The following is a 16,837-nucleotide window of genomic DNA, read 5'->3' on the forward strand; positions in this document are numbered from 1 at the left end:
CGGGCTCCTTGCCGCGGGCGGTGCGCAGCCGGGCGCACGGCGCTTCACCAGGTCACGTAAACCCTAACGGTCGCCCTCGGCCGGCTCGACGTCGCCGCAGGTCTCGGTGCCTCCGGTCACAGCGTCACCGGGTTCCGGAGGTGCGGCCAGGCCGAGTTCGGCGTCGGCCTCGGCGTCGAACTGCGCATCCTCGGCCGAGATCCGCCGGTCCTCTTCGGACCGCTCTGCGGCGGCTTCGAGCTCCTCGACGGCTTCGGACGCTTCTTCGGGGTCGATGTCGTCGGCGTCCTGGAAGGCTTCGTTGTCTTCGAGCGCTTCGGGCGGCGGCGCGGGTGGCTCGTGCTCGCCGGCGAAGAACGCGACGAACGAACCCGGGATGACGATCCAGCAGAACGCGACGACCGAGGCGACGCCGACGGGCACGCTCACCGGGTCGAACGGGCCGTTGCCGAGCCGCCCGCCGGCCAGTGTGCCCAGCACGACGCAGCCGAGCGCGACGACGGCGCCGGCGACCGCCACCGCGCGGATGCGCTGTCCGGGATCGGCGTCGGCCTTGCGCAGCGTCCAGCCGGCCAGCGCGCCGGCCGCCGCGGGCAGCACGAGCAGCGCCGGCCACCAGGCCGCGTGGTGCTCGGGCAGGCCGCCGAGCAGCGGGACGGCGGGCACGGCCCCACCGCGGTAGCCGAACATGCCGACGCTCAGCGGCCCGATCGAGAACCCGGGCCCGGTGATGAAGGACAGCGCAGCCGCCACGGCGTTCGGCAGGTACAGCAGGGAAAGCACGAAGAGCCCGAGACTGGTGCCCAGCCCGGGTTCGTAGGTGTCGGACACCGCCCGCCACGACAGCCCGGTCGCAATGGTGAACACCGCGGCCCCGCAGGCCACCAGGACAGCGAGGCTCATCGCGCCGGCGCGCAGCCCCCGCAGCGCGAGCGGGTCGAGGCGGTCCGCGACGACGTCCGGCAGCCCGCACGACCGGGCGATGCCCGCGCCGGAGGCCGCGGCCGCGAACAGGCCCGGGACGAGGAACGCCGCGATCGGGTTCGCCGTCACCGCCGAGCCCTTCGCGCCGAGTGCGACGGCGAGCCCGGACACCGCGTGCACGCCGGTGATCGTGATCAGCACCGGCCGGCCCTCGCGGAACGAGCGGCAGCCGAGGCGGCGGGCGGCACCGGCCGCCGTCCGCGCGGTCATGGCGACCACGCCCAGCGTCGGCAGGAGGGGCAGCATCCCCAGCGGGTGGCCGCCGAGGCCGAGGCGCACCTGGTGCGCGGCGAGCCAGCCGGGCCCGGCGGCCCGCAGCACACCGGTGGCGGAGAAGGCCGGGTGCCCGGCGGTGAGGGCGATCAGCGCCAGCACGGTCGCGACGGCGGCGTAGCCGGTGACCAGCGGGCCGAGGGCCGCGGCGAGCAGCACCCGCACCCGGGACGCCGGGACGGGGGCGACGCCGGCTTCGGGCTCGCCCACCGCTTCACCCGGCGGCTGGGGGTCGTCGGTGAGCACGTCCATGATCCGCACCCTGACATCCGGACTGCTCCGTCCGGGTGAGCCACGCCGCCGCCGGACGAGGTGGCTCACCCGGTCGGGGCACCGTGGACGCAAAACACCCGCTGTGACACCGAGTGTCACAGCGGGTGGTCGAGAAGAGGTGGCTGCGTCAGTTCGACTTGCCGAAGCCGCCGGGCGGGGTGCCCGGGTTCTCCGGCGGCGGCTGCTGGAAGAACTGGCCCTGCTGCGGGGCGTACGTCGTGGCCTGCTGCCCCGGCGGCGGGGTGGTCGAGGGCGGGTTCGGCGAGCCGTACTGACCCGCCTGCGAGAACGGCGCCGACGCCTCACCGCCCGGCGCGCCCGGTCCCGGACCGTGGCCCGGCTGGCCGAACTGCTGGCCGGACTGGCCGTACTGCTGCTGCTGGCCCGGCTGGCCGTACTGGCCGCCGTAGGACGGTGCGGCGGGCTTCGGCGACGGCGGCTTGATGACGTCGTGCGCGATCAGCAGCGCGCCGACCGCGACCAGCATCTGCAGGATGCCCAGGATCAGGATGACGGTGACGATGCCGGGCGAGGTCTGCATGCCGACCAGCGTGTCCAGGACCTCGAGCGCGCCGAGGACGCTGAACAGCGCCGCGAACGGCAGCGTCCGCGGGCCCTTCGGCAGCGCGTGCATCGCGGCGAGCAGGCCGCCGCCCAGCAGGAACGTCCCGCCGAGGCCGACTTCGCCGTTGTCGGAGAAGCCGAGGAAGTACTGCACGAGGCCGAGGCCGGCGACGACCAGGGCGAGCAGCAGCGGCAGGTTCTGCGTCAGGCCCGCGGCCCCGGAGGGCGCCTGGTGCGAGTGCGGCGGCTGCTGCGCCGGGAAGCCACTGGACGGCGGTCCGGGGGGCTGCTGGCCGCCACCCTGCTGGGGGTAGCCGGGCCCGCCGCTGGGGAAGGTCATCGGATGCACTCCTGTCGGTTCGACCGGCACTCCGGGCGCGCGGGCACCCGGGGAAAGACGAGGTGGCGTGTGTGCGCAGAACGCTAGCGCACTCCGCGGCCACCAGCCCAGCAGACGCACGAATCCCCCGCGCGGTTTCGTCCCGGGACGAGGAAAGGCCGGGCACTCGTCGAGTGCCCGGCCTCACCAGGAGTTACTTCGGGGGATCAGCCCAGGTTGTTGTACAGCTCACGCGCGAGGACGGCGGTCTCGCTCGGGGTCTTGCCGACCTTGACGCCGGCGGCCTCGAGGGCCTCCTTCTTCGCGGCGGCCGTGCCGGAGGAGCCGGAGACGATGGCGCCGGCGTGGCCCATGGTCTTGCCCTCGGGCGCGGTGAAGCCCGCGACGTAACCGACGACCGGCTTCGTCACGTTCTCCTTGATGTAGGCCGCGGCGCGCTCTTCGGCGTCGCCGCCGATCTCGCCGATCATCACGATGACCTTGGTCTCGGGGTCGGCCTCGAACGCCTCGAGGGCGTCGATGTGCGTGGTGCCGATGATCGGGTCACCGCCGATGCCGACCGCGGTCGAGAAGCCGATGTCCCGCAGCTCGTACATCATCTGGTAGGTCAGCGTGCCCGACTTCGACACGAGGCCGATGTGGCCCGGGCCGGTGATGTCGGCCGGGATGATGCCGGCGTTCGACTTGCCCGGGCTGATCACGCCGGGGCAGTTCGGGCCGATGATCCGGGTCGTGTTGCCCTTGGCGACCGCGTGCGCCCAGAAGTAGGCGGAGTCGTGCACCGGGATGCCCTCGGTGATGACCACGGCGAGCGGGATCTCGGCGTCGATGGCCTCGATGACCGCGTCCTTGGCGAACTTCGGCGGCACGAAGATGACCGACACGTCGGCGCCGGTCTCCTTGATCGCCTCTTCGACGGTGCCGAAGACCTTGAGGTCCTTGCCCTCGATGGTGACGGTCTGGCCGGCCTTGCGGGCGTTGACGCCGCCCACGATGTTCGTGCCGGACTTCAGCATCTTGGTCGCGTGCTTCATGCCCTCGGAGCCGGTGAGCCCCTGGACGATGACCTTGCTGTTCTCGTTGAGGAAGATCGACATCTCACGCACCTGCCGCGGCGAGCTCGGCAGCCTTGTCGGCCGCGTTGTCCATTGTGTCCACCACGGTGACCAGCGGGTGGTTCGCGTCGGCCAGGATCTGGCGACCCTCGACGACGTTGTTGCCGTCCAGGCGGACGACCAGCGGCTTGGTGGCCTCGTCGCCCAGGATCTTCAGGGCTTCGACGATGCCGTTCGCCACCGCGTCACAGGCGGTGATGCCGCCGAAGACGTTGACGAAGACGCTCTTCACGTCGGTGTCGTTGAGGATGACGTCCAGCCCGGCCGCCATGACCTCGGCCGACGCGCCGCCGCCGATGTCCAGGAAGTTCGCCGGCTTCACGCCGCCGTGCTTCTCGCCCGCGTACGCCACGACGTCCAAAGTGGACATCACGAGGCCCGCGCCGTTGCCGATGATGCCGACCTGGCCGTCGAGCTTGACGTAGTTGAGGTTCTTGGCCTTGGCCTTCGCCTCGAGCGGGTTCTCCGCGTCCTTGTCCACCAGGGCCTCGTGGCCCGGCTGGCGGAAGTCCGCGTTCTCGTCGAGGGTGACCTTGCCGTCGAGGGCGATGATCTTGTCCTGCGGGTCGCGGACCAGCGGGTTGACCTCGACCAGGGTGGCGTCCTCGGAGACGAAGGTCTCCCAGAGCTTCACCACGACGTCGGCGGCTTCGTCGATGATGTCGGCCGGGAAGTGGCCGGCCTTCAGGATCTCGAGCGCCTTCGCCTTGTCGACACCGGCGATCGCGTCGACCGGGATCTTCGCGAGCGCGTCGGGGCGCTCGACCGCGAGCTGCTCGATCTCCATGCCGCCCTCGGAGGACGCCATCGCCAGGAACGTGCGGTTCGCGCGGTCCAGCAGGAAGGAGAAGTAGTACTCGGACGCGATGTCCGAGGCTTCGGCCACGAGCACGCGACGCGTGATGTGGCCCTTGATGTCGAGGCCGAGGATGGCTTCCGCCTTCTCCTTCGCCTCGTCCGGCGTCTGGGCCAGCTTGACGCCGCCCGCCTTGCCACGGCCGCCGACCTTCACCTGCGCCTTGACGACGACCTGGTTACCGATCTGCTCCGCGGCGGCCTTGGCTTCTTCGGGGGTGCTAGCCACCGAGCCCGGCAGAACCGGTACTCCGTGGGCGGCGAAGAGATCCCTCGCCTGGTACTCGTAGAGGTCCACTACTCCAGTCTCCTGACGACACGCCACTGCAGGTGGTCCGCGACCGGACCGCGCTGTCGGACCAGTCGAGGTTAGCGACCTGCGCAGACGCAGGGGACTCCGCACCTGGTGAAGTCGGTCACCGTATGCGGTCAGACGGTGCTTCACCGGTGTGAGACCGCCCACCGCGCAACCATTCCACCGCTGTTCCGGGGTCTCCGGCGGGCAGGACGAGAACGCCGTTCAACGCTTCGGCGAGCCCGGGCGGCGGTCCCGCGCCGAGCACGCCGACGGCGTCCGGGTCCTCCTGTTCGGCGGTGCTCCGGAGCTCTTCGAGCGTGTTCAGCCGGCCGGCGTGGACGACTTCCACGCCTTCGTCACGCAGGACGCGGGCCAGCACGACCGCGGCCGGATCGGGCCGCCCGAACTCGACGAGCAGCACCCGGAGGCGCTCACGGCGCACGGCGTCCCCCGGCGACCGCCATGCCGGCGGCGGCGAGCAGCGCGGCCGTGGCGGCGAGCGCGACCCAGAAGCCGGTCGCCGGACTGGCGTCGCCGAGCGAGCCGCCGACGAGCGGCAGCTCCGCGGCGTGCAGCGCGGTGAGCAGGGCGGCCCCGACGAGCAGGGCGGCCGCGGGTTTCGGCCGGGACCGCGTCGCGAGCGCGGCCGCGCCGACGACGACCGCGGCGGCGGTCAGCAGCCCCCACCACGGCGTGTCGAGGTGCGACCAGAGGCCCGCGGCGACGTAACCGGGGACGGCGAAGACGGGCAGCCCGAACGCGGCGACGGCCAGGATCGCGCCGGCCGCGACGGGGGTGAGGACGTTGCTCAGCACGCTGCTCTCCCCGGCGTCCTCGCGTTCGACGACACCGGTGCCGACGGCGGCGAGGGCCGCCAGGACGGCGAGCACGAGCGCGGCGAACGTCCAGGCGGCGCCGGCCCCGAGGTCGTAGCCGAAGACCGGGGCGGCGGCGCCCCCGAACCCGGCGAGGTTGCCGGCCTGGGTGGCGGTCAGGGCGGTGTTGAGGACGGCGGTGCCGGCCAGGACGATCCCGGCCCAGGCGACCCCGAGCACCGGCCGCGCGACGGCGGCGGTCTTCGGGACGAGCACCCCGGCGGCGGGAACGGCGAGCACGACGGCGGCGGCGAGCAGGAACCAACGGGCGGGACTGTCGGCCGCGGCGCTGACCGGAGCGGTGGCGCCGGGGTTCAGTGCGGTGACGGCGACCTGCGGGGCGATGGCGCCGATGAGCGCGGCGACCGCGGTGGCGAGGCCCAGCAGGCCAGTGGTGAGCCGCCACCAGAAGAGGCTGGGGAGCTCGGCGTTGCCGGTCTCGGCCGGTTGGGCGCTTTCGGTCAGCCGCGTACCCGCGAGGCCGGCGACGATCGCCGTCGCGGCGAGGGCGAGCACGGGGCCCCAGGTGACGTGCAGGTCGTCCCGGAACAGCCCGGCGAGCACGGGCGGCGCGGCCACCCCGAAGGCACCGGCGGCGAGCCCGCCGAGCGCACCCCGGGCCGTTTGTTCGGCGGGCGCGGCGAGAGCGAGCACGGCCACGAGCGGCAGGGCGGCGGCGAGGAGGAGATAGCCGCCGAGCGCGGGCCAGGGGCCTTCGAAGGCGGCGCGGGCGAGCAGGAAACCGTTGTCGGAGTGGACGGGGGCGGTGAGCAGCCCCGCCCCGGCGACGACGGCGAGCAGCGGGACGAGCAGCCGCCAGCGCCGGCGTTCGGGCTCGTCGTGGCTGCGGAGGGCCCGCCAGGCGAGGACCCCGGCGGCCGCGGTGAGCACCTGCCCGGCCACGAGCAGCCAGAACCCGGCGCCGACGGTGGAGCTGCCGAGGAACCGGTCGGGCAGGTAGAGCTCGGGCCGGATGGTGAGCGGACCGTTGACGGCGAACTGCAGGTCGAGCACCAGCCGCCCGGGCGCGAGGGCGGCGAGGCCGAGAACGAGGCCGCCGCCCACGCCGGGTTTCCCGCAGGCGGCGAAGACGATGGCGGCGGCGACGGGTCCGAGCGCGAGGAGGGCGAGCCAGGGCCAGCTGGCGAACCCGGGACCGGCGGAGGGCGAGACGGGGACGAAGGCCGCGGCGGTGAGACAGAGGGCACCGAGGGCGGCCAGGGCCAGGGCGGTTTTCAGGGCGCCGGAGGGGTGGGTCTCGTCGGCCCAAGGCTCGGTCTCGGCGATTTGGAGCCCGTTGGGGGCGCGCCGGGCGAAGGGGTTCGGGGGCGCGGGGGTGCCGGAGCGGCTGGTGGCGGAGGGGGTTGACGCAGGTTTCGCGCGGTTGGCGGGATGGACCGGGGATTCGGTGGAGTTTTCGGGCACGCCGGGTACACGTGCCGCGGCAGGCACCGGGCTCGTTGGCGCGTCGGATCCGGCGGAGATTTCGGGAGCCGGGTCGGATCGGGAGGGGTCGCCGGCGCCCGAGGTGCCGCCCGCAGTGCTTTCGGGCTCGCCCCGCCCTGCCGAGGCGGCTTCGGGTCGCGAGGAACTATCGGACCGACCGGCCACCGTGCTGTCCGCGCTCCACTCGTCAGCCGAAGCCGGGGCAGAGCGAGAGGAACCACCGGACGGACCAGAGCCCGGGGCGCCCGCAGAGTCATTGACCGCACCCCGCTCGCCAGCCGAAGGCGGGGCAGGGCGGGATGAACCACCGGACCCTCCAGCGCGCGCGGGAGTGCCTGCAGCGCGGCCAGGCTTGCCACCCACGCCTTCCGCGGCGGGGACTGGCCGCGTCGGGGCGTCTGCTGCCGGCTGACCCGGGTCGGCGGGCTCGGCTGGGCTCGGGGCCGGGCCTCGGGCCTCCGGGTTTTCGGCGGGGCCGGGAGTGCTTCCGGTGGGGGGCTCTGCGCGTGGGGGCATATTGCCCGCGACGCTAGCAAGCTCGGGCCGCCCGGGAGCCGTCGGCGGGCGCGAGTCGTCGGATGCGCTTCAACCCTCTTCCGCAATCCGTTATTCCGGCGCGCGCGGACCCCGGAGGCCTCGGTTACCCCCTTGTCGGGCTTTCACTACCCCGCAACCGTGTAAGGCAAGTCACACCGAACGCCGTAAACCCCCGCTAACTTTCCGTGATTTGCACAGGTGAGCGTCGTGGCGACTCCACCCGATCGGCCGACACCGGGGGCACGTCTTGCCGACAGCGGTACCCCTTCGTTACTGTCCCGGGGTCCCCATTACAGTCAGGTCACGAAGTAGGACGCCGAGCAAACCACCCCCGAGGTTGGCTCACCGGGTTCCCCCGCCCGCAGTCCTCGACCCGGCTCCCCGACGATGGAAGGCCCTGTCTTGGCTTCACACCGCTCCCCCGGCGGCCAAGCTCCTTCCCCGGCATTGAAGGACGCACTGGAAGGTGCGGTCGTTCGTGTCCGGGGTGCGCACCGCATCGCCCCGCCCTCTTCGGCCCTCCGCGGCCGTGTCGTGGTTGCCGCCGTTGCGGCTGGTGCGTTCGCCGCCGCCGCTGCGGGTTCGACCCTCAAGACGGTCACCGATTCCGACGCCGCCTTCACGCCCCTGGCCAACAGCCAGGACGCCAGCGCATCGCTCACCGCGGGAGGTGCGGGCTCCGGGGGCGCCCCGGAACTCCTGCCGACCGGCCACACCGTCGACGCCTCCGCCGAAGCCGCGAAGCTCGCTGACAGCGCTTCTGTCACGCAGGCCCGCGAGCAGCGCGAGGCCGACGCCGCCAAGAAGGCCGCCGACGAAGCCGCTCGCCCCAAGACCTGCCTGCCCGCGCACGGCACCTTCACCTCGGGCTTCGGTGCCCGGTGGGGCACGAGCCACCTCGGCATCGACATCGCCAACGCCATCGGCACGCCGATCTACGCCGCCTCCGACGGCACCGTGATCGAGGCCGGCCCCGCCAGTGGTTTCGGCCTCTGGGTCCGGGTGCAGCTCGACGACGGCACCATCCAGGTCTACGGCCACATGAACAGCTTCTCCGTCAAGGAGGGGCAGAAGGTCAAGTGCGGCCAGCAGATCGCCGAGATCGGCAACCGCGGCCAGAGCACCGGCCCGCACCTGCACTTCGAGGTGTGGCAGAACGGCACCAAGAAGATCGACCCCCGGCCCTGGCTGGCCGCGCGCGGCATCGTCATCTGATCCACCCGCAGTTCGCCCCCCGCCCGGCGCCACCAGCGCGCCCGGCAGCGGAAACCCGGCCGTCGAGCAGGCTCCTGCTCCGGCCGGGACGCCGCGGGCAGCCCCGACCGGCCGAGGGTGCTGAAGGCACGCGCTCCGCCGAGCCGCTCGTCTGCTGGAACCGGTCACAAGATCAAGGTTCACCACCGCGGGCCATACGCAAACACCCTGATCGGGTACGTCTGCACGATCCGGCCCGAGCGGCCGGACGACACCAGGCGGCTCCGGCAAGCCGGCGGCCGTACGAAAGCCCGGCTCACTCCGGAGGCCGGACGGCACCGCACGCGCCCCAGGCCACGTCAAGCGCCGCCGGACGACCGCAACCACTCCCGAGCCGGGAAGAACCGCGCACAGGCGCCTCAGCGCCCGCAACCGCCTATCGCTGTCCGCCCGGTAACCGGCGGATGAAGTAGGCCACCGCGACCTGCCACACCGTGCACAGCTCCGCGGGCCGCCGCACCGGCAGCCAGCCCCAGGGCGCAGCTCCCCCTGCGCCCCCCGCGGAGCGGACACGTCCGGCACTGCGGGCCCTGGTCGTCCAGCGGCGTCCCCGGCCGCAGGTGACACAACGCCCGTCCGCGCCGAGCTCGTGCTGCCTGAGCAGCGCTCGCCAGGCGGCGGCCAGCCGGCACGCCTCCGCTCCCGCAAGCGAAGGAATTCCCGAAGCCCCCGAAGGTTCCCGACCCCGATCCGGAACCGTCGTCCCCAGGACTCCTCGCAGGTATTTCTGTACCCCTTCGGCCAACAGGCCAAACAGCACCGCGTCCACACCACACTACCCCCTCTGTCGAACCTTTGTTCGATTGCGGGGTCAGTTGTACCGGGTGGGTACGACGATTCCGGCGGCGATCGCGGAGATCGCCGCCGGATTCACTCGGACGGGTGGGGCTGCGGCTAGAGCTTCACCATCGGGACGCTGCCGATGAGCATCAGGCGGACCTTGCCCGCCGCGCCGAAGTCGATCGTGGCCGTCGCCCGCGGGCCGACGCCGTCGCAGGAGATCACCGTGCCGAGGCCGTACTTGTCGTGGCTGACCCGGTCGCCGACGTCCAGCTTCAGCGCCACCGTGTCCTTCCAGCCCTTGCCGAACGACGGCGTGCCCGACGAAGACGGCGAAGACGACCGGCGGCCACCCCAGGTGGTCGCCGCCCGCGGCGTGCCGCGCGAGCCGGAGCCGAACGAGCCGAAGCCGCCGCTGGACGGCTCCAGCCGCCGCCAGTCGACGAGGTCCGGCGGCAGCTCGTCGAGGAACCGCGAGGCCGGGTTCATCGACGGCTGGCCCCACGCCGAGCGCGTGATCGCGCGCGAGACGTACAGGCGCTTCCTGGCCCGCGTGATGGCCACGTACGCCAGCCGCCGTTCCTCGGCCAGCTCGGTCGGGTCGCCCAGCGCCCGCATGTGCGGGAAGACGCCGTCCTCCCAGCCGGTGCAGAACACCACCGGGTACTCGAGGCCCTTCGCGGTGTGCACGGTCATCAACGTGACCACGCCCGCGCCGCCGTCGCCTTCTTCGCCGCCGTCGGGCGACGGCACCGAGTCGGCGTCCGCGACCAGCGACACGCGCTCGAGGAACGCCGGCAGCGAGCCCGGCGCCGGGACGCCCTCCTCCACGACCAGCTCGGCGTTCTCGTCCGCGACGACCTCGGCGGTGATCTCGGTGAACTCGCGCGCCACGGTGACCAGCTCGTCCAGGTTCTCCACGCGCGTGTGGTCCTGCGGGTCTTCCGACTCCTCGAGCTCGATGCGGTAGCCGGTCTTGTCCAGCACGGCTTCCAGGACGTCGTGCACCTCGGCGCCGCCGGAAACCAGCGCACCCAGCTCGTCGAGCAGCGCCACGAACCCGCCGATCGCCTTGACCGAGCGCGGGTTCAGCAGCGGCACCTTGCCTTCGACGGCGTCCCGCAGCGCCTGCGCGAAGGAGATCCGCTCGCGCTCGGCGTGCGTGGCCACGACGGCCTCCGCGCGGTCGCCGATGCCGCGCTTGGGCACGTTCAGCACGCGCCGCAGGCTGACCGTGTCCTCCGGGTTCGCCAGCACGCGCAGGTACGCGATCATGTCGCGGACCTCGCGGCGCTCGTAGAACCGCACGCCGCCGACGACCTTGTACGGCAGGCCGAGCCGGATGAAGATCTCTTCGAAGACGCGGGACTGGTTGTTGGTGCGGTAGAAGACGGCGACGTCGGAGTAGTCGGCTTCGCCCTTCTCGGCCAGCGCGTCGATCTCGCCCGCGACGAACGCGGCCTCGTCGTGGTCGTTGTCCGCGACGTAGCCGACGATCTTCTCGCCGTCGCCCGAATCCGTCCACAGCCGCTTCGCCCGGCGATTCGGGTTGCGCTCGATGACGGCGTTGGCCGCGGACAGGATCGTCTGCGTGGAGCGGTAGTTCTGCTCCAGCAGGATGGTGTGCGCGTTCGGGAAGTCCCGCTCGAACTCCTCGATGTTGCGGATCGTCGCGCCGCGGAAGGCGTAGATCGACTGGTCCGCGTCACCCACGACGACCAGCTCGGCCGGCTCGACGCCCGCTTCGTTCGGCACCGTCCCGGCCAGCTCGCGGACCAGCGTGTACTGCGCGTGGTTCGTGTCCTGGTACTCGTCGACGAGCACGTGCCGGAAGCGGCGGCGGTAGTACTCGGCGACGTCGGGGAACGTCTGCAGCAGCGCGACCGTGCGCATGATGAGGTCGTCGAAGTCGAAGGCGTTGGCCTGGTTGAGCCGCCGCTGGTACTCGCCGTAGACCTCGGCGACGCGGCGCTCGAGGTCGTTGCCCGCGTTCGCCGCCGCCGTTTCCGGGTCGGTGAGCTCGTTCTTCAGGTTCGAGATGTGCACGGCGAGCGTGCGGGCGGCGTAACGCTTCGGGTCGATGTCGAGGTCCCGCGCCACCAGGGTGATCAGCCGCTTGGTGTCGTCGGAGTCGTAGATGGAGAAACTCGACGACATGTCCAGGGTTTTGGCTTCGCGGCGCAGGATCCGGACGCACATCGAGTGGAACGTCGAGACCCACATGGCGTTCGCGCGGCGCCCGACGAGCGCGGCGACGCGCTCGCGCATTTCGGCGGCGGCCTTGTTGGTGAAGGTGATCGCCATGATTTCGCCGGGGTGCACCCGGCGCTGGCCGAGCAGGTAGGCGATCCGGCGGGTCAGCACCCGGGTCTTGCCCGATCCCGCGCCCGCCACCACCAGCAGCGGGCCACCGGCGTGGGTGACGGCTTCGCGCTGGGCGGGGTTGAGGTCGTCGAGCAGCTCGGCCTGCCCGCCGGCGGCGGGCTTGCGCACAGGGGTCGCGGCGGGGAGATCGAAGAGGGTGTCCATCGTGGCGTCCACGCTACCCCGGGCGGGGCGGAGTGCGGCACAGCGTGCCCGTGGTGGCGGCGGGGTTCTTCCGCTCCTTTCCCGCCCGCTCCTACGTCCGGCGGGAAGCCCGCGCTACCGCGCCGGACGTAGGAGAAGGTGTCGCTCGCCGTCCGACGCGGGGCGGGTGCGCGTCGCGGAGTATCGGTGGGCATGGAAGACACCAGTTCCGCCCGCATCCGGGCCGCCGACGCCGATCGTGAACGCGTCGCCACCGCCGTCCAGACCGCCGGTTCCGAAGGGCGGCTCACCCTCGACGAAGTCGAAGAACGCCTCAGCCGCGTCTACGCCGCGCGGTTCACCGACGAACTCACGGCGCTCACCGCCGACCTGCCGCGGCCGGCGCCGGCGCCGCCCGGCTTCCCGCTGAGCCGGGCGGCGCTGCGGCGGCATCCCGCGCTGCGCGTCCACCTCGGCGTGGTGGCCGCGGTCGCGGTGCTGCTGATCGCCCGGTGGGCGGTGCTGGGCGCCGGGTTCTTCTGGCCGGCGTTCCCGTTGTTCTGGCTCGGGGTGAGCTTCTTGGTTCATGCTCGGGTGCGCTCGGTCCGGGAGCGGTCGCGCACCGCTGTGCCATACTGACGACATGCGGCACCACGCGAAGCGATTTTTTTACGGGACCCGGACTCCGGCTCCCGTGATCGCGTAGTGCCCGAACCGCCATCACGCCAGCCCCGGAGTCCACGGACCCGGGGCTGTCGCCGTCCCTGGGGCCGGGTCCGGGTCTCGAGGAAGAGGTCCCGATGAACGCACACGCGACGAACGCCGACGGCCAGCCCGCCGAGCACACCCCCGCGGGCGACGACATCGCGTCGCTCCGCGAGGAGATCGACCACCTGGACAAGGAGATCCTGCGGCTGGTCAAACGCCGGATCGAGGTCTCCAAGACGATCGGCGCCGCGCGGATGGCCGCCGGCGGCACGCGCATCGTCTACAACCGCGAGATGGACGTGCTGGCGCGCTACCGCGAGCTGGGTCCGGAAGGCCGTCAGCTGGCCATGGCGCTGCTGAACCTGGGCCGCGGTCGCCTCGGCCGGTAACGGTTGCGGCGAATTCGGGGACTTCCCCGAGGCGTTCGCGGCCCAGGTACGGGCAGACTGGGGTCATGGAGTGGCTCGTGAACCTCATCGCCGTCATCGTCGCGCTCGTGAGCGTGCTGGCCGCGCTGGGCCATGTCGGATATCTGGCGTTGCTCAACAACGCGGCGGGCAAGCGGGCCGGGGGCGCTCCGGTCGCGCAGTACGTCAAGAGCAGGTGGGCGGTGGCCGGCGGGACCACCGCGGCTTCCCTGTTCGCCTGGTTGCTCACGGCCGGGGGACCGACGCTGGACGTCTTCGCGATCATCGTCGCCGCCGGTAGCGGGGTGGTGGCGACGAAGGCGCTGCAGTCGACGCGGGACCGTTACCGCACCGGAGGCTGAACGCCTGATCAGGGCCGATGGCGCTGCGTGAAACTTCGCAGCGTCACCAACGCCCGTTCGGTCGCGCCCGACCGAGTGAAACCTCTGCAACTTGCAGGTTTGGGGGCGACTTTCTCCGCCGGATGCTCCTAGGGTTGGGGTTGTGAGGACCCTTGCGTCTGGGTCGGGCGATGCCCGCAGGACGCGCGGGGGCATCGGCCCCGCGCGCCCCCAGTCGCGTGCGCGTGCATTTGCGCAGGATTCCGAACAGGATTTCGCGCGTGAGGGTGCTCCGTTCGGGTCGTCCCGCCGCAGGTCGGCGTCAGGACCGCACCGCCGGGTGGTCGAGCCCGCATGAGCCAAGGCACGGAATTCCACGGACGCGGCACCGCGCCCGCCCATCCCGGGCGGCACCGGCGCGGCGGCGCGGAGAGCTGGACGCCACCCCTGCCGCAGCACCGCCCGGTGCGCCACCACGCGGCCGGGGCGGAGCCTTCGCTGCGGCACCACACACCGGTCGAACCGGCGGAGGGCGGTGTTCCCGCGGCGCGGCAGTACGGCGGCGGGGGCGCACCGGACGGCGGGTTCCGCCCGCTGCGGCGCTACCCCGATGGCCTCGCTGCCCCCGACAGCGGCGGGGGCCCACGGGACGACAGGTCCCACGCGGTGTGGCGCTACCCCGGCAGCCCCGCCTTCGCCGACAGCGCCGACAGCGCCGAACTCGCAACGGACGACAGGCCCCACCCGCTCCGGCGCTACCCCGGCGGCCCCGGCTTCGCCGACAGGCCCGAGGCTCCGCCGGACGCCGGGTTCCCCCCGCTGCCCGGTCCCGCCTCGGCCGGCCCGGCGATGGCCGATCCCCGCTTCCTGCGGCACCACGTCGTCCCCGGGGAAGCGGTGGCGGTGAGCAGCCACCCTTTTCGGCGCCCCGCCGATCCCGACCCGGCCGATCCGCCGGTGTCCGGGCTGCTCCCGCTCCCGCAGCCGCGTGACCGGCGGCCCTCGGCGCCGCTCTTCCCCGCCTCGCACGGCAGTCTTCCGCTCGACGAACACGACGAAGACCCAGGCGAAGTGGCCGCCACCGAAAGCCACGCCGAGCAGGCCCCCCGGCGCACTCGCGTCTCGCTGGCCGCTCCCGCGCCACGGTGCGTCGACCTCGATGAAGACGACGTCCGCATCTACTCCGCCCCTCCCATCGACGGACTGGGCGGCTTCACCATCGGTTCGGTTCCCGCGTCCGTGACGCCGCCGAAGACGTGGAAGAAGGCCGCCTGGTTCGCCACCGGTGCTTCCGGTGCCGTCGTCGTCGGGCTGCTGTGCGCCGGCTCCTTCCTCGTCGGGAAGCCGCCGATGGACCAGGCCGTGCAGGGCTCCTGGCCCGGCTACCAGGGCGTGCCGACCGTCGCCGACCCCACCGGGGAGCACCGGCCGCCCACGCAGGGCGGGTCCGCCGCCGGTCCGGAAACCGCGTCGCGGCCGGACGACTCCGCGACTCCGCAGCGGGGCGGGGCCGGGCCGGTCGACGGCGTGGCTCCCCCACCCGCTCCCGAAGACACCGGCGCCGCTCCGGAGACCGCGACGACCGGCGCCACCCGCCCGACCGCCGCCACCACGGTCCCGCGGAAGCCGCCGGTCACGCCCGCCCAGCGCGAGACGCCCGTCAAGTCGCCGTGGTGGTACTCCTTCCCACCGGACGCCCAGACCATGGGGGACAACTCGGAGAAGTTCTTCAACACCGTCACCACCGACCCGTCCGCGGCGTCGTCGGTGACCACCGGCCGCCTGCACGACCAGGGACCGCAGGCCCTCGCGCAGCGGTACGCCGGCATCGCCTACTTCGAAGTCAAGAAGGTCAGCGTCGACCAGCAGCGCGGCGTCACGATCAACACCGTCGAAGTCACCCACAAAGACGGGACCAAGACCGTCGAAGAGCGCACGCTGACCTTCGGCGACGGCGACAAGATCACCGCTGACGGCCAGTAGCCGGACCTGCACGTGCGGTTCGCCCGTTCTGATGCACGTGCGGTGCGGTGAGCGGTAATGCCTGGTCCGGGTGGGTGACATAAGCTGCCGCTCATCGTGTGGCGACGGCATTCCGGCGACAGAGCCTGGTGATCGCCGCCCGCACGGGGTTACCTGACGACAGCGGATCCGGAAACCGGCCACGAGTCGGCCGTCCGGACCAACGGCACCCCGGCCGAACGGCCGAGTGGCCGCCCCGGCACCCAGAGCGAGGAATTCCGTGCTTGATCGGCAGCGCACACGGCGTGAGTCACCCCACGCCGTCCGCGTCGAGGACGTCATCCCGGCCGAGATCCTGGACGGCGTCGCCGACGCCGAACGTGACCATCTCGAGCAGGTCTTCCGCGACCCGCAGCGGTTCCTGCCGGCGCGGACCGAGCCGGCCCGCGAGCCGGCGCAGGCCGAGGACGCGGGCGAGCCGGAAAGCCGGTTCGCGCGCCGCGCCAAGCTGACCGGGCTCGTCGCCGCGGGCGCGCTCGTCGCCGGTGCGGTGATCGCCGCGCCGATGCTGACCAGCTCGCACCGCGCCGCCTCGCCGTCCGGCGGCCAGGCCACGCCCGCCGGCTTCACCGGTGCGGCGGAGCTCGGCGGTCTCGCCGTCCCGCAGCACCAGGCCGGCGGCAGCGCACCCGAGCAGCACAGCCCCGCCACGGCCGGCGCGCGCGCCGAGGAGTCGCCCTCGGCCCAGCCGCCGAACGGCACCCCGCGGACCCGGCCGGCGCCCGCCGCGGCCACCTCGGTCCCGGACAAGGCCGCCGACGCGCGCAGCGCGAGCCGCAAGATCCAGGCCGTCAAGGACTTCTACGCCAAGATCGCCCGCGACTCGGCGGGCGCGCTGGCGCTGCTGAGCCCGGCGCTGGCCGACGGCACCGCCGGCGAGCTGGTCCGCACCTGGAGCTCGATGGACGCCATCGACGTCCAGGAGGCCGACACGCAGATCAAGCCGGACGGCTCGATCCTCGCCGTCGCCACGCTGCACCGGCCGGACGGCGCCCTGGTGCGCGTCACCCAGCTGTTCCGGGTGGCCGACACCGGCGGGCTGATCACCGAAGCCGAGCTCGTCTCGGCCCAGTACATGTAGCCCACCGCGACCACCCCTTCACCCCTGGTTTAAGTGCCCGTGCCGATTTCGTGTGCGCAGAGTGAGCGCCTAGCCTTGTCACGGGCCGGTCTCGGAAGGACCGGCTCAGAGCCCACGACATGTGCATACGCTCCAGCGAAGTGGCGTGCTCGTGGCCGCGTCACCAGGCACCGATC

General features: G+C 72.7%; 13 protein-coding genes. 6 read left to right on the forward strand and 7 right to left on the reverse strand.

Going from position 1 to position 16,837, the window contains the following annotated elements; all coding sequences use genetic code 11:
* Positions 1-63: 63 nt before the first annotated feature.
* The 6 genes from ACLJOU_RS20580 to ACLJOU_RS20605 form a co-directional block, all read right to left on the reverse strand.
* The gene (locus ACLJOU_RS20580) at positions 64-1,518 is read right to left on the reverse strand and encodes a DUF6350 family protein (protein WP_410569263.1); all 1,455 of its coding nucleotides are present in this window, start codon (positions 1,516-1,518) and stop codon (positions 64-66) included.
* Between the two features lie 139 nt (positions 1,519-1,657).
* A complete protein-coding gene (locus tag ACLJOU_RS20585) occupies positions 1,658-2,434 on the reverse strand; it encodes a DUF5336 domain-containing protein (protein ID WP_410569264.1) in 777 nt (258 codons plus the stop codon).
* Positions 2,435-2,640: 206 nt separating this feature from the next.
* A complete protein-coding gene (gene sucD, locus ACLJOU_RS20590) occupies positions 2,641-3,531 on the reverse strand; it encodes a succinate--CoA ligase subunit alpha (protein WP_285988189.1) in 891 nt (296 codons plus the stop codon).
* Between the two features lies 1 nt (position 3,532).
* Positions 3,533-4,702 (reverse strand): ADP-forming succinate--CoA ligase subunit beta, encoded by a 1,170-nt coding sequence (sucC, locus tag ACLJOU_RS20595; protein ID WP_410569265.1) that lies wholly within the window; start codon positions 4,700-4,702, stop codon positions 3,533-3,535.
* Positions 4,703-4,820: 118 nt separating this feature from the next.
* Positions 4,821-5,144: a hypothetical protein gene (locus ACLJOU_RS20600; RefSeq protein ID WP_410569266.1), complete on the reverse strand. Its 324-nt coding sequence runs from the start codon at positions 5,142-5,144 to the stop codon at positions 4,821-4,823.
* Complete coding sequence (locus tag ACLJOU_RS20605) at positions 5,134-7,029, reverse strand: hypothetical protein (RefSeq protein ID WP_410569267.1); 1,896 nt, start codon at positions 7,027-7,029, stop codon at positions 5,134-5,136. The genes ACLJOU_RS20600 and ACLJOU_RS20605 overlap by 11 nt, the downstream gene beginning before the upstream one ends.
* A gap of 1,065 nt (positions 7,030-8,094) precedes the next feature.
* Here ACLJOU_RS20605 and ACLJOU_RS20610 point away from each other — a divergent pair.
* Positions 8,095-8,775: a M23 family metallopeptidase gene (locus tag ACLJOU_RS20610; RefSeq protein ID WP_410569268.1), complete on the forward strand. Its 681-nt coding sequence runs from the start codon at positions 8,095-8,097 to the stop codon at positions 8,773-8,775.
* A 933-nt stretch (positions 8,776-9,708) separates the two neighbouring features.
* Here ACLJOU_RS20610 and pcrA read toward each other — a convergent pair.
* Entirely contained in the window at positions 9,709-12,123 is a 2,415-nt protein-coding gene (gene pcrA / locus ACLJOU_RS20615) for a DNA helicase PcrA (RefSeq protein ID WP_410569269.1), read from the reverse strand.
* 192 nt (positions 12,124-12,315) lie between these two features.
* Between pcrA and ACLJOU_RS20620 the strand changes: the two genes are divergently transcribed.
* The 5 genes from ACLJOU_RS20620 (at position 12,316) to ACLJOU_RS20640 (ending at position 16,661) form a co-directional block, all read left to right on the forward strand.
* Entirely contained in the window at positions 12,316-12,741 is a 426-nt protein-coding gene (locus ACLJOU_RS20620; protein ID WP_410569270.1) for a DUF1707 domain-containing protein, read from the forward strand.
* 161 nt (positions 12,742-12,902) lie between these two features.
* The gene (locus ACLJOU_RS20625) at positions 12,903-13,199 is read left to right on the forward strand and encodes a chorismate mutase (RefSeq protein ID WP_410569271.1); all 297 of its coding nucleotides are present in this window, start codon (positions 12,903-12,905) and stop codon (positions 13,197-13,199) included.
* Positions 13,200-13,264: 65 nt separating this feature from the next.
* Complete coding sequence (locus ACLJOU_RS20630; protein WP_410569272.1) at positions 13,265-13,579, forward strand: hypothetical protein; 315 nt, start codon at positions 13,265-13,267, stop codon at positions 13,577-13,579.
* A 333-nt stretch (positions 13,580-13,912) separates the two neighbouring features.
* Positions 13,913-15,541: a hypothetical protein gene (locus ACLJOU_RS20635; protein WP_410569273.1), complete on the forward strand. Its 1,629-nt coding sequence runs from the start codon at positions 13,913-13,915 to the stop codon at positions 15,539-15,541.
* A gap of 259 nt (positions 15,542-15,800) precedes the next feature.
* Positions 15,801-16,661 (forward strand): hypothetical protein, encoded by an 861-nt coding sequence (locus tag ACLJOU_RS20640; RefSeq protein WP_410569274.1) that lies wholly within the window; start codon positions 15,801-15,803, stop codon positions 16,659-16,661.
* Positions 16,662-16,837: the final 176 nt, after the last annotated feature.

It is taken from the genome of Amycolatopsis sp. cmx-4-61 (genome assembly GCF_046548775.1).
GTDB lineage: Bacteria > Actinomycetota > Actinomycetes > Mycobacteriales > Pseudonocardiaceae > Amycolatopsis.